Below are 12,154 nucleotides of genomic sequence, written 5' to 3' on the forward strand. Positions count from 1 at the left end.
GCATCCCTCACCGCTGAGCCGCCGCCGCTCAGTCGTGATCAGGATGGAAGCCGGGCCCGCCGTACAGCGGGGGCGCCGCCGGCGACGGTGGGCATCGACCGGCGTCCCGGTCGACCACGAGGCGATGGGCCGCGGTCTGGGCAGTCGGTGCACTCCTGGGTGCGCACGTACGAATACGGAGCCCCGAATTGAGTGGCCGACCCCCCGCGACGGCCTCCATGACCGCGTGATGTCGCTGCTCGACCGCGCTCAACTCCACCGGCATGGCCCCGGCCCTCCCTGCGCACGCCTGTCAGACGCGCACAGCCAAGCCAGGCAAGCGGTGTCGGCGGCGGCCGGCTCAGTGGCCGGTGACGGCGTTCACCGTCAGGGCGACGATCCCAGTGGCGCCCATGAAGGCCCAGAAGGCTCCGAAGGCGCGGGCGAAGCCGCGTGGGAGGACATCGTTGGGCCTGCCGTGGAGCAGGGTGCCCCAGAAGTCCAGGAATCTGTGGACTGAATCGCGGTAGTCCGCCGCCAACACTGCGCCCCCGATGAACATGCTCGCGAAGACGACAACCGCGCCCATGATCCTCCTCCAGGAAAGTCCGTGGGGCGAGGCCGCAGAGCCAGAGCGCCGACTGGATCTCCGGCCTGATCGTGGCCTCAAGCCTTATCGGAATTTCCAGAAGGACACAGATGGAAATCGGCGCATCCTCTCAGAAAAGGACAAGCTCAAGATGCCCGTGCTCGGACTCGGAGCCGCTTCTGCAGCGCCTGCATGAAGGGTGCCGTACGCGGTCCTGGCAGGGGTGTGGTGGTGGTGTGCTGGATGAGCGGCCCGGATGAGCGACCGCCCCCCCGAAGGTTCCACGGAAGGTAATCCCTCAATGACCTCGCAGACCTCTGTTACTCCGCTCGTCGGCCGAGTGGCCGTCGTCACAGGCGCCTCCAGCGGTATCGGCGAAGCGACCGCTGAACACCTGGCATCGCTGGGAGCCAAAGTCGGCGTGCTGGCCCGGCGCGGGGATCGACTCGCCGAGCTAATCTCCCGCATCGAAAAGAACGGCGGCACCGCACTGGCGATCGCCACGGACGTGACCGACGCCCAGGCCGTGGGTGCCGCCGCCGACCAGGTCAAGGACGACCTCGGTGGCGCGGATCTGCTGTTCAACAACGCCGGCGTCATGCTGCCCGCGCCCGTCGAGGAGCTGCGCACCGACCAATGGCAGCGCCAGATCGACCTGAACATCTCCGGCCTGATGAACGTCATCGGCGCGTTCACGCCGCAGCTGGTCGAGGCGGCCACCGAGCGCGGCGTCGCCGACCTGATCAACACCTCGTCGAGCGCCGCACAGAACCTCTACCCGACCTTCGCCGTCTACGCCGGCACCAAGGCGTTCGTCTCGCACCTGTCGAAGCACCTCCGGGTGGAGCTGGGCCCGAAGCGCGTGCGGGTTTCCGCAATCGAGCCCGGGATCGTGGGCACGGAGCTGCAGGAGCACGTCACTGATCCCGGCGCCAGCGCGTGGCTGGAGGGGTCGAAGGAGACCATGGACTGGCTCCAGTCGGACGACATCGCGCAGACGGTTGGCTTCATCGCCTCCATGCCGCTGAGGGTCAATCTCCCGCAGGTCTTCATCATGCCGACGGCCCAGCCCAGCTGAGATCAGTCCGGCCACGTCGACGCTGCGCAGGACGGGTACGGACACCACACCAGTGACACCTGCTACGTACTGCCGGCTGGGTCGTTCCCGGAAGGCGACCGCCCCTTCACCGTCCGGGCCGGCAACCTGATCCACGTACATGGCATCCGGTACGGGATGGCCAACCGGCGGCATCCGATGCGCACTGTGTCCGCCCTTGCACCCGGCCAGCCAGCCGAGCGGTTCATGACCTCGGGCCGGGACGCACACCGTGGCGTGCCGCCGTCCCCCGACGTCGGAGGAGAGCACGCCCCGCCGTCGCCGAGGTACTGGCCGCGTTTGACCTCGTACCGTTCCCCGACCTGGAGAAATGAACGGGAGCGGGAATCGAACACAACCTCCAACCGCTGGACATGATGTGAAGAAAATCGGATTCCTCTCCTTCGGCCACTGGTCGCCCAGCGAGCATTCCCGGGCCCGGTCGGCCGCGGATGTCCTGCACCAGTCGATCGATCTCGCGGTCGCCGCCGAGGAGCTCGGCGTGGACGGTGCGTACTTCCGCGTGCACCACTTCGCCCGGCAGGTGGCCAGCCCGTTCCCGCTGCTCGCGGCGATCGGCGCGCGGACCTCGAAGGTCGAGATCGGCACCGGCGTGATCGACATGCGCTACGAGAACCCGCTGTACATGGCCGAGGACGCGGGCGCCGCCGACCTCATATCGGCCGGTCGGCTGCAACTGGGCATCAGCCGCGGCTCACCGGAACAGGTGGTGGAGGGTTGGCGCCTGTTCGGCTACCACCCCGCGCCGGGCGAGTCGGACGCCGACATGGCCCGCCGGCACACCGAGGCGTTCCTCACGGTCCTCGGCGGCGAGGGTTTCGCCACCCCCAACCCGCGCCCGATGTTCCCCAACCCGCCCGGGCTGCTGCGGATCGAACCGCACTCCGAGGGGCTGCGCGACCGGATCTGGTGGGGCTCGGCATCGAACGCGACCGCCGTCTGGGCCGCCGAGCTGGGGATGAACCTGCAGAGCTCGACGCTGAAGAACGACGAGACGGGCGAGCCGCTGCACGTCCAGCAGCGCAAGCAGATCGAGGCGTACCGCGAGGCGTACCGGAAGGCGGGCCACACCCGGGAGCCCCGGGTGTCGGTCAGCCGCAGCATCTTCGCCCTGACCAACGACCTCGACCGGGCCTACTTCGGCCGCGACCGCGGTTCCCGGGACCAGGTCGGCATGATCGACGACACGACCCGGGCCGTCTTCGGGCGTTCCTACGCCGCGGAGCCGGAGGAACTGGTGAAGCTGCTGCGGGACGACGAGGCGATCCAGGCCGCGGACACCCTGCTGCTGACCATCCCGAACCAGCTCGGGGTCGACTACAACGCCCATGTGCTGGACAGCATCCTCACCCACGTGGCACCGGAACTCGGCTGGCGCTGAGCATCGTTCGACGGGGCGGTCCGAATCGACGGGCCGCCCCGTCCGGCACCCCTCACCTCTATCCGCATGGGGGCGAGCGCCTCGTGCTCATGGAGGCCCCGATCCCGGGTGCCGAAGCGTATGAGAGCAGTCTGGCGACGACCACCACGGCGCGGCTGACGACCTCTTGGGCCAGGAGCAGATCGTCCTTCTGGAACGGTGTCGGATTCTCGGTGCGGACGAACGAGGCCAGCCCCTGCAGGTTCTTGTAGCAGGTCAGGGCGGCGGCCATCACAAGGTATCGGCTCTGCCAGTCGTTGCGGACCACGTACGGGATCTTGAGACCACGAGCAGCCCATGGCAGGCTCATGCCGCATGATCGATGAATTCGCGAAGGACAACCTGTTCGGGAGACTGCGGCGGGACCGCAAGGCGCTGCTCTGGAAACTCGACGGCTTGTCCGAATACGACGCCCGCCGACCTTTGACAGCGACCGGGACCAACCTCCTCGGCCTGGTCAAACACGTGGCCACCGTCGAGGCCAGGTACTTCGGCGAGGTCTTCGACCGCCCTTCCCCGGAACCGCTGCCCCGGTGGCAGGACTCCAACGGCAGCGATCTGTGGGCGACCGAGGACGAGACTCGCGATCAAATCATCGGGTTCTACCGGCGCACGTGGGAACACTCGGACGCGACGATCAACGAGCTTCCCCTCGACGCCCCCGGCCACGTGCCGTGGTGGCCGGAGCCTTATGCCGACACGAACCTGTTCGCCATCATGGTCCATGTCCTCGGCGAGTCCATCCGGCATGCCGGGCACGCCGATATCCTGCGCGAGGGCCTCGACGGCCGGACCGGGTTGCGCGCCGAACACGAGCAGCAGATCGACGAGGAAGCCCGTGCAGCCCACTGCGCGAAGATCGAGCGGGCCGCCAGGTCGGCCGCACCAGTCTAGGCTTAGAGGTTGACTCATGTGACGCGACGTTCGTGCGGCACGATGTGGTCGTGGGTGCTGAGCTATCGAAGTGTCTGGTTCCTGATGAACTCTCGGAGCCGGCCACCCCGTTGCTGCCGTCGTTCGCTGCTCGTCACGTGAGATGGTGGGACCGCTCCGTGTGACGAGCGGGCCGTGTTCACGGCCGTGGTGTACGCGCTGACCAGTGGCTGTGCCTGGCAGTATCTGCCGCCCGACATTCGCACGTCGCCCGCCACCGCGCATCGCCGCTTCACGGTATGGACCAAGGCCGGCCTGTGGCGTCGGCTGCACCGGGCAGTACTGGATGAACTCGAGGCCCGGGGCGAGGTGGACTGGACCCGGCGATCGTCGACGCGGCCTCTGTTCGCGTCAAAGGAGGGATCGCTGACCGGGCCGAACCCGGTCGATCGCGGCAAGAAGGGCAGCAAGCTGTAGGTGCCGTCCGATGCCCAGGGCATCCCGCTCGCCGTCGCCGTGTCCGGCGCGAACATGCACGACGGCCTCGCCCTCAAGCCGCTCATCAGCGGCATACCCGCCCTCCGGTCCCGCCGGGACCACGGCGGCGCCGATCCGTCAAACTCCGCGCGGACAAGGCGTACTTCTCCGCCGAACACCTGGCCTGGCTGCGAGAGCGCGGGCTCGTCGCGCGCGTCGCGCGGTCCGGCATCGAGTGCGGCGAACGCCTCGGTCTGCACCGCTGGAATATCGAACGGTCGATCGCCTGGCTCTTCGGCTACAGCTGCCTCACCGTCCGATACGAACGAAAGGGCTCGTACTTCCTTGCCTTCCTCGGCCTGGCCGCCGCCCTTCAAGCGACAGTCGCGGAGGATCCTCCAGGTCTTCATTCGCGCGAAGACGTGCTCAACGCGGGCGGGGACGTGCTTGTGGGAGTGATGGTGGGTCTGCTCGTCTGGTCAGACGGCCATGCAGAGTTGCTGGTGGTCGGCTGCGGTGGCGGTAGCTGTTGTACTTCGCTGCTGTACAGCACTCGCCGATCACCGCTGTGGGAGTTTCGAGCGCGTGCGTCTTCCCGAGCTCGTGACCGCACGGAGCATCGCCGCTTCTGGCCGCCCGACGCCGCTCATGTCTGTTGCCGCTGGCGGCGGCTGAGCGCGAGGCTCCGGAGCCGAGCACGTCGGGCGTGACTGGCAGCATGGTGACATGGAGATCACCCCGGCCGCGGGGTCGACCTCGTCGAGTCGGCGACCATCGTTCGCACGTCGAGGAGCGCATCCGAACTGCCACGCCATGAAACCCGCGGCCCGCGCGCGGTCTACAACACCTCGCCGATGCTGGTGATCACCAATGCAGCGAACGGCATAGTCGAACTCGAGTCCCAGCGGCGAACTACAAGAGGTGAAATTGATGCGTGAGCGTGACTTTTGGCCCAAGGTTCTCATGATGCTCGGGCCGGGCGAGCAGCGCTTTACCGGTCCTGCAGTTTGGGATGAGCTGGAACGTCGGCTTGGATCGGAACTTCCCGAAGATTACAGAGAGTTCATCGACGCATACGCTCCGATCCAATTGAACAAGCACCTCTACTTCCATCACCCTGCGACTTCATCCTGGAATCTCGGCAATTGGATTGGTGATACGGCGGAGGCGTACAAGAGGATCGATTGGAGTTAGACGATCTGCCCCTCCGACTTTCCTGAAGGGAATCCGGTCTTCGGCGTCCCAGGAGGCCTGATTCCCATTGCGGGTTCGGACAAGGGGGAGGACGTCTTCCTGATCGACAAGGAGGCGGCCGAGTGGCGTGTCTGTGTGTACGTGGGAAGTGACGACGCGTTCTTCTCCCACGCGATGGGCTTCTCGGAATGGCTATACCGCTATCTGATCGGTGAGGACATGACCGGACCGAACAGTGCCTCCTTCTACCCGGGGCCCGTTGAGATGGAGTATCTGCCCATGAGGGACGGAGAGGTGACGACCCCATTCCAGGGTCCCGACCGTAGTATGTGACCTCTCCAGGTCGCCTGAAACCAGATTCAGGCCTTGCGTTTTGCGGGGAATGGTGCCGACGTCGTGCAACTCGACTTCCCTCGCCGCCAGTTGATTACGGTTCCCCCTGGTCCCATCCACTCGAACGGCTGCTCATGCCCTGTGGGAGATCAGTGCGTGGTCCACCCTGAGGACAGGCGAGCCCGACGCAGAGCCGACGTAGCGACTTTGGGCCGGAGCCGCCATGGGGTGTTGGACGACAGGTCGGATGACGACGTAGGGGCGGGTCCGCGACATTCACAGTGCAGATGAGCCGGGTGGAGGTCGGGGCAGCCTTCTTGCGCTGCGTGGGCGCGACATGGTGCACACGGCGGACGGGGACGGGGAGCTGCCGCGTGCTCAGCGTGGCCATGGACCCGGTTCGGAGGGAACACCTGCTGAGCCAGGACCAGTTGGCCTGTCCGGGGTGCGCCGGGCCGTTGGCCGGCTGGGGGCATGCGCGGCCTCGTAGGATCCGGGACCGGTTCGGTGCGGGGCTGACGTTGAGGCCCCGCCGTACGCGGTGCCCTGCCTGCGCGACGACCTATGTGCTTGGGCCGGAGGCGGTGCTGGCGCGCAGGGCGGATGCGGCAGAGGCGGTCGGCGCGGGGCTGGAGATAGCCGCCGGCGGCTGGGGGCACCGCCGGATCGCCGCCGAACTGGGGCGTCCCGCGGACACGGTCGGTCGCTGTTCACGACAGTGCTGGTGGCCTTGACCGATGATCCGGTGCCGCCGCCACCTGCCGGGTGACCGATGGCGGACGCGGTGGCGGCGGTTGCCGTGGCGGCGGAGGTGGCCAGGCGCCGTTGGAGCCAGGAGGGCCTGGTGACCGGGAGTTTCGCATGCCGGGTCAGCCGCGCCGCCCTGCCGGCACCAGCGGCCGACCCCAGGTGGCCGGCACCGGGTCCGCGGGAGCGCGAAACTCGCTTGCCGCCCGTCCGCGGGGTCGGCCAGGATCTGCGGCATGATCTCTCGTCTCTGCAGCCACCGTCCGCACACCACCACGCCTGCAGAGGATCACGACCGTGAACTACACCGTCCGCGAGTACACGCCCGCCGATGAGACCGCCTGGCTGCACTGCCGGGTGCTGGCCTTCTTGACCACCGCCTACTTCGACGACGTCCTGCAGGCCAGGCCCGGCACGTCGGGCCCGGGCCTGGACCTGGTCGCGGTCGACGAGCACGACCGCATCGTCGGGATCATGGACACCAGCGTCGAGGGCGACCTGGCCACCATCGACACCGTCGCAGTCCACCCCGACCACCAGCACCGCGGCATCGGCCGCCGACTGCTGGAGAAGACCCGCTCGCGGGCCCGGGCCGCCGGGGCTTCCACGCTGGACGCCTGGACACGCGACGACGCGGACACCCTGGCCTTGTATCGGGCGATGGGCTTCGCCGAGAGCGACCACTACCTGCACGTCTACGCCAACCACTGCACCTCGTCCGGTGAACCCGGCCACGCGATTGAGGCTGCCCGGGCAGGCCTGCGGCCCATCGCACTGTTCCTGCACGCCACGCTCGCCGACGAAGAGCGACTGCGGGGCGAGTTCGCCCGGGTCCACGTCTGCCGCCGCTTCTCCACGCCGGTCTGAGTCCGGCGCGCCCACCGTCCCGCAGCCGCCCGGAGCCGGCCGCAGGACGGCGGGCGTCCGTGCGCGTGATGGCGCGCCGCCCCGCCGTGCCGGGGGCCGCGGGCGGGGCCTGGTCCGGGTCGGTCCGGTCGTCACACGAGCGGACCTCCCTTCAGGCGTGGCGCAGCGGCCCGGAACCCCACCAAGGAGGTGCGGTTGAGGGCCGTCTCCCTGATGGCCTCGGAGGCTGCTCAGCGGTGGGACGGGCGCCGATGGCGCGACATTCGTCGCAGCAGGACGACATTGGCGATCGCGGCGCAGGTCAACAGGGCCACGTTCAGAGTTGCACTGCCGAGGCTCAGCCAGCCGGCCTCCGTCCCGTCCGGGCCGGCGGCAGGAGCCCAGATCGAGCCGATCGCCGAGATCGCCGCATAACCCCCGTACATCGCCGGAAGGGCGACGGCGCCCGAGGGGAGGGTCAACGCGACGGCGGACAGGTAGAAGGCAGCTCGTTCGTCGACGGCTCCCGCTACGGCCAGGCCTCCGATCAACACCACGTAAGCCGCTTCGGCGCATCTTCCGACCAAGCGCTTCATCTTCGCCCCCCAACGCGCGCGCTTCGCCCCCTGGGACCAGGGTAGTGCGGGCTTTCCGGCGACCGCCGGCACCTCACTTACCCTCCCCGCTTGGCCCGCTCCACGGCGGAGCACGGAGGCCCGGAACCCCACCGACTGCGGCGTCCCGCCGCCCCTCTGTATGAGCTGACAGCTCCCCTGAACTGAACGTCCACTACCTGGGATCGTCGCTGTCCCAGGCCGAAGAGGTCGGCGCCCCATGTGTTGAGCACGGTGATCAGCTCAGACTCGTCCGGCGCCTCGGCGGACTTGATGAGAACCGCGTCGATGTCGTAGTCGTAGCCGTCGATGCGCTCTCGGTCGTACTCCCAGTGGTCAAGCCGGAAGTCATGGTCAACGTCGCTGCGAACCCATCCCTCGTCCCGCGCCTGGGCATCTGCCTCGGTCTGCCGGGGCGGATGTCCACGAATGCGCGACGATCCGGCCGCGATCCCGGGACTTCCGCAACCAGCCTCCTGCCGAGGCGGAGCGCGGACAGTTTGTCCGTCGGCCGGTCCGATCGGTCGTTCATGAGCCTTCGTTCTTGCGCCATCCATGGAGGGGCGGGGCTATGGGAGCATGCCCGCCGACGATGCAGCAGCGGCTCGGCCGGGAACTCCCAGCCGAGCCGCTGCTTGCACTCCTAGCCGCACACGCCAGTGATCAGGTGTTGCGGCGCTCCCCGGAATCCGCCGAGACGACGTCCGCCGGGCCCTCGCTCGGGGGTCAGCCGGCGGGGGTGGGCTCCGCCGGAGCCGGAGCCGGAGCCGGGGCGGGCGCGGGGGCCTCCGCCGGGGCGACGGGGGCGGCGGCCTCCTCGATGGGAGCGGCAGGGGCGGGGGCCTGTGCCGGAACCGCGGGGGCCGCGACGGGAGCCGCGGGAGTCACGGCGGCAGCGGCGGCCGCGGCGGCCCTGGCTTCCTCGACGGCCTTGGCCTCGGCGGCCTCCGCCGCCTCGATCTCCGCGGTGTGCTTGGCCACGAACGCCTCGCCCAGGACCTCGTGGGCCTCCTTGAGGTGGTCGAGCTCCACCTCGCCGTTCTCGGCGACGTGGCCCTCCAGGGCCTCGAACATCCGCTCCACCGGCTCGTGCGAGCCGCCGAGGCGCTGCTCGGCGTAGACCGCGACACCCAGCTTCAGGAAGAGCTCGGCCGTGCGGCGGTTGACGGTGAAGTCGTGGATGGCGTCACCGCCCGCGTCAAAGCCCTTCTCGATGACTTCGAATGCCTTCTTGATGAGACTCACGCTGGTGCTCCCCTGCACGTGCCTGTCGGGCGATTGCCTGACTGCGACCTGATCTGACCTGAACTGAACTGAACTGCCCTGTACCGCAACTGACCGAACGAGCCGGTCCGCGCCGAACCCTATGGCAGTTCCCCGGTCAATGCGCAGCCGCCCCGCCCCCAACCCATCAAGGGCGGGCGGGGTCTGACGAGACGCCTGGAACTCCCGCCGCGCCGCCGCTGACCGCTCCGGCGTGATCGCGGTGACCCGCATCGGCTGCCCGATACCGGGCACGGCCGTCGTGCGATCGTGAGCCCTGCCGAACTTGGCCATCACACGGGTGGAGGCCTCGTTCTCGACGTCGCGGATGCGGGAACGCGGCGGCCCGTCGCACGCACATGTGCGCCGCGGACCGAGATCTCCGGGAAACCCCTGCCGCGCGGGAACTCGGTTACCGGTCGGGCGTGACGTGCCGAGGCCGCCTGGCCGAGCGGACCGTGTGCCGGCAGTGGCTCGTTCCTGACGCTCGCGCCAGCGGAACCGTTCCACCCGGGTGCCGTGTCCTCCTTCGCAATAGGTGGTTCGACGCCGCGGAGTCACATGTGAAGGGGGACAGCCATGGGGCAGGTACGCGAGGGGGCACGGTTAGGGGCGTGGGCCGTCGGCGGAGTTGTCGCCCTGGCGGTGTTGTACGTGATCGGGGTGTTCGCCTTCGGCGGCGCGGGGTGGATCACCGCCCCGTTCCGCGGTGAGGCGGACGAGCGCGAGAACACCGTCGCTTCGGGCGAGTTCCGTCAGACCACCTACGAGGAGTTCTTCGATCTGTGCGCGGCCGTGCAGAACGCCGAAGGGACGATCCAGGCGCTCCAGGAGGAGCGGAAGGCCGCTTCGGAGATCCGCACGACGCAGATCGACCAGTCGATCACCGCGCTGAAGGCCACGCGGATCGAGTCGGTCAACGCCTACAACTCGAAGGCCGCCCAGGAGCACCGCGCGCCCTTCCGTGACAAGGATCTGCCGTACCGGCTGGATGCCACCGCCGAGCGCACGACGTGCACCAACTGATCCCCACCTCAATCCGGGAAGAGGGCAGCACCGCATGAAGAAGTTCGCACGCATGGCCCTGGCCACCCTCGTCGCGCTCGTTGTGGGTCTCGTCCTGACCTCCTGCACCGAGTCCAGCCAGGACAAGGAGAACAAGGCCAAGCAGGACAACTACGACCGCCTCGTGGCCCAGCAGCCGGCGGGCCGCATGGAGTACTCGCCGACCCGCGAGGCGATCAACCAGTGGGTCAAGACGTGGGGGCAGCGGGGCAAACTCTCCTACGTCTACATCCAGAACGCCAACGGCGAGTACGGGTACTTCATCATGAAGGGCCTGCCGGTGCCGCGCTGCAAGATGCTCACGCCGACGGAGCGGGTGGAGTCCACCTCCAACGGCGTCGCGGTCCTCGCGCAGCCAGGCATGGACGGCACGTACACCTCCGGTTCGACCTGCAACGCCTACTACGGCTTCGACGCGACGACGAACGCGTACATGGAGTTCACGGTCGGCACGAACCAGTCGTTCTTCCTGTTCGACAAGCCCATGACGATGCCGGAGTACGCCAGCGCCAAGCAGTTGGGGCCGTCCTCGGTGAAGGACGTCGAGAAGCAATAGTGAGCGGCCGGGCGCCGGTTCGGAGAGTTCCGGGCCCCCGTGTCCGGCCAAGCGGTGTCGAGAGCCCCGGTGATGTGCCGGGTCGGGCTGCGGGGGGTGCGGTCCGAGACCAGGCCGTCGATGGCGGCGTGGGTCGCGGGGGGACTCGTGCCGTCCGGTGTCCCGCTGCAGTGGCATGCCGCCGCGCCGGGCCGGCAGAGGACGGATCTCGTGGATGGCACGGGTAACGGTGGGCCGGGTCGCTCCGTACAGCTCGGCCGGCGCCGCGTGCAGTGGCTGCAGAGGCAGGTGGAGCAGGGTGATCAGCACCCGGTCGACGAAGACCAGCTGGTCATCGGGCCCGGCACCGGCCGCCCGCCGCGCTACGGCGCATCGAGTCGTTAGGCTCGGAGACATGACTATTCTGCGGATGGACAACGTCGCCATCGTCGTCGACGATCTGGACGCGGCCGTCGCCTTCTTCACCGAGCTCGGCATGGAGCTGGAAGGCAAGGCGCAGATCGAGGGCCTTTATGCGGACCGCACCGTCGGACTCGACGGCGTCCGGAGCGACATCGCGATGATGCGGACACCGGACGGCCACAGCAAACTGGAGCTGACCAAATTCCACACCCCCGCGGTATCCGACGCCGAGCCGCGGAACCCTCCGCCCAACACGCTGGGCCTGCATCGCGTCATGTTCGCCGTCGACGACATCGACGACACCATCGCCCGCCTGCGCACCCACGGCGCCGAACTCCTCGGCGAGGTGGCGCAGTACGAGAACATCTACCGGCTCTGCAACCTCCGCGGCCCCGCAGGCATCATCGTCGCCCTCGCCGAACAGATCGGCTGACGCAGGCCTGCCGCACGCCGAGCATCCCGACGGTCAGCACCGCTATGACGCATCCGCGACAGGGGCGGTGCAGGCTGCTGGACGGGCCCGCACGGCCCCCCAGCCACGGGTGCGAAGGGTAGATCGGCGTTCAGAGGCCGATACGCACGTCGATCTCCGCGTCCGGGGTCGGGGGCCGGGCTGGGTGCACGTGTCCGCCGATCCGGAGTGAGTCTGGGCAATGTGAGCCCGTCGAGCTGTTGTGGC

At 68.5% G+C, this 12,154-nt stretch carries 12 protein-coding genes and 2 pseudogenes; 9 read left to right on the plus strand and 5 right to left on the minus strand.

The window, feature by feature from the left end; all coding sequences use genetic code 11:
- Positions 1 to 340 precede the first annotated feature (340 nt).
- Positions 341 to 568, minus strand: coding sequence for a hypothetical protein (locus tag ACFYYN_RS18225; protein WP_500546604.1), 228 nt, complete (start codon positions 566 to 568; stop codon positions 341 to 343).
- A gap of 301 nt (positions 569 to 869) precedes the next feature.
- Here ACFYYN_RS18225 and ACFYYN_RS18230 point away from each other — a divergent pair, with 301 nt between their 5' ends.
- Together ACFYYN_RS18230 and ACFYYN_RS18235 are read left to right on the plus strand one after the other, a co-directional pair.
- Positions 870 to 1,646 carry an SDR family oxidoreductase gene (locus ACFYYN_RS18230; protein WP_500546605.1) on the plus strand — a complete coding sequence of 259 codons (777 nt, stop codon included), beginning with the start codon at positions 870 to 872 and terminating at the stop codon, positions 1,644 to 1,646.
- 397 nt (positions 1,647 to 2,043) lie between these two features.
- Positions 2,044 to 3,066, plus strand: coding sequence for an LLM class flavin-dependent oxidoreductase (locus ACFYYN_RS18235; RefSeq protein WP_500546606.1), 1,023 nt, complete (start codon positions 2,044 to 2,046; stop codon positions 3,064 to 3,066).
- A gap of 58 nt (positions 3,067 to 3,124) precedes the next feature.
- Here the strand turns inward: ACFYYN_RS18235 and ACFYYN_RS18240 are convergent, their stop codons facing one another.
- Entirely contained in the window at positions 3,125 to 3,373 is a 249-nt protein-coding gene (locus ACFYYN_RS18240; protein WP_500546607.1) for a hypothetical protein, read from the minus strand.
- A 47-nt stretch (positions 3,374 to 3,420) separates the two neighbouring features.
- On the opposite strand from ACFYYN_RS18240, the gene ACFYYN_RS18245 reads away from it, so the two are divergent.
- Positions 3,421 to 3,999 carry a DinB family protein gene (locus tag ACFYYN_RS18245; protein ID WP_500546608.1) on the plus strand — a complete coding sequence of 193 codons (579 nt, stop codon included), beginning with the start codon at positions 3,421 to 3,423 and terminating at the stop codon, positions 3,997 to 3,999.
- A gap of 156 nt (positions 4,000 to 4,155) precedes the next feature.
- A pseudogene (locus ACFYYN_RS18250) lies at positions 4,156 to 4,455 on the plus strand (transposase); the annotation flags it as partial.
- A gap of 362 nt (positions 4,456 to 4,817) precedes the next feature.
- Here ACFYYN_RS18250 and ACFYYN_RS18255 read toward each other — a convergent pair.
- Positions 4,818 to 4,919: pseudogene (locus tag ACFYYN_RS18255) on the minus strand (IS5/IS1182 family transposase); the annotation flags it as partial.
- A gap of 466 nt (positions 4,920 to 5,385) precedes the next feature.
- On the opposite strand from ACFYYN_RS18255, the gene ACFYYN_RS18260 reads away from it, so the two are divergent.
- Both ACFYYN_RS18260 and ACFYYN_RS18265 read left to right on the plus strand, forming a co-directional pair.
- A complete protein-coding gene (locus tag ACFYYN_RS18260) occupies positions 5,386 to 5,649 on the plus strand; it encodes a hypothetical protein (RefSeq protein WP_500546609.1) in 264 nt (87 codons plus the stop codon).
- A 1,377-nt stretch (positions 5,650 to 7,026) separates the two neighbouring features.
- Positions 7,027 to 7,596 carry a GNAT family N-acetyltransferase gene (locus tag ACFYYN_RS18265; RefSeq protein ID WP_500546610.1) on the plus strand — a complete coding sequence of 190 codons (570 nt, stop codon included), beginning with the start codon at positions 7,027 to 7,029 and terminating at the stop codon, positions 7,594 to 7,596.
- 230 nt (positions 7,597 to 7,826) lie between these two features.
- Here the strand turns inward: ACFYYN_RS18265 and ACFYYN_RS18270 are convergent, their stop codons facing one another.
- Both ACFYYN_RS18270 and ACFYYN_RS18275 read right to left on the minus strand, forming a co-directional pair.
- The gene (locus ACFYYN_RS18270; RefSeq protein ID WP_500546611.1) at positions 7,827 to 8,171 is read right to left on the minus strand and encodes a hypothetical protein; all 345 of its coding nucleotides are present in this window, start codon (positions 8,169 to 8,171) and stop codon (positions 7,827 to 7,829) included.
- A gap of 744 nt (positions 8,172 to 8,915) precedes the next feature.
- Complete coding sequence (locus tag ACFYYN_RS18275) at positions 8,916 to 9,434, minus strand: hypothetical protein (protein ID WP_500546612.1); 519 nt, start codon at positions 9,432 to 9,434, stop codon at positions 8,916 to 8,918.
- Positions 9,435 to 10,031: 597 nt separating this feature from the next.
- Between ACFYYN_RS18275 and ACFYYN_RS18280 the strand changes: the two genes are divergently transcribed.
- From ACFYYN_RS18280 to ACFYYN_RS18290, 3 genes are all read left to right on the plus strand, one after another.
- The gene (locus ACFYYN_RS18280) at positions 10,032 to 10,478 is read left to right on the plus strand and encodes a hypothetical protein (protein ID WP_500546613.1); all 447 of its coding nucleotides are present in this window, start codon (positions 10,032 to 10,034) and stop codon (positions 10,476 to 10,478) included.
- A gap of 34 nt (positions 10,479 to 10,512) precedes the next feature.
- Positions 10,513 to 11,073, plus strand: a complete 561-nt coding sequence (locus ACFYYN_RS18285; protein WP_500546614.1) for a hypothetical protein — start codon at positions 10,513 to 10,515, stop codon at positions 11,071 to 11,073.
- A 394-nt stretch (positions 11,074 to 11,467) separates the two neighbouring features.
- The gene (locus tag ACFYYN_RS18290; protein ID WP_499510022.1) at positions 11,468 to 11,908 is read left to right on the plus strand and encodes a VOC family protein; all 441 of its coding nucleotides are present in this window, start codon (positions 11,468 to 11,470) and stop codon (positions 11,906 to 11,908) included.
- The last annotated feature ends 246 nt before the right edge of the window (positions 11,909 to 12,154 follow it).

This window comes from Streptomyces sp. NPDC001902 (assembly GCF_042891295.1).
GTDB lineage: Bacteria > Actinomycetota > Actinomycetes > Streptomycetales > Streptomycetaceae > Actinacidiphila.

Excerpts from the sequence above, each read along its gene's own strand:
- ACFYYN_RS18225 (WP_500546604.1), bottom strand. The coding sequence starts at position 568 with ATGGGCGCGGTTGTCGTCTTCGCGAGCATGTTCATCGGGGGCGCAGTG.
- ACFYYN_RS18230 (WP_500546605.1), top strand. The coding sequence starts at position 870 with ATGACCTCGCAGACCTCTGTTACTCCGCTCGTCGGCCGAGTGGCCGTC.
- ACFYYN_RS18245 (WP_500546608.1), top strand. The coding sequence starts at position 3,421 with ATGATCGATGAATTCGCGAAGGACAACCTGTTCGGGAGACTGCGGCGG.
- ACFYYN_RS18260 (WP_500546609.1), top strand. The coding sequence starts at position 5,386 with ATGCGTGAGCGTGACTTTTGGCCCAAGGTTCTCATGATGCTCGGGCCG.
- ACFYYN_RS18270 (WP_500546611.1), bottom strand. The coding sequence starts at position 8,171 with ATGAAGCGCTTGGTCGGAAGATGCGCCGAAGCGGCTTACGTGGTGTTG.
- ACFYYN_RS18280 (WP_500546613.1), top strand. The coding sequence starts at position 10,032 with ATGGGGCAGGTACGCGAGGGGGCACGGTTAGGGGCGTGGGCCGTCGGC.
- ACFYYN_RS18285 (WP_500546614.1), top strand. The coding sequence starts at position 10,513 with ATGAAGAAGTTCGCACGCATGGCCCTGGCCACCCTCGTCGCGCTCGTT.
- ACFYYN_RS18290 (WP_499510022.1), top strand. The coding sequence starts at position 11,468 with ATGACTATTCTGCGGATGGACAACGTCGCCATCGTCGTCGACGATCTG.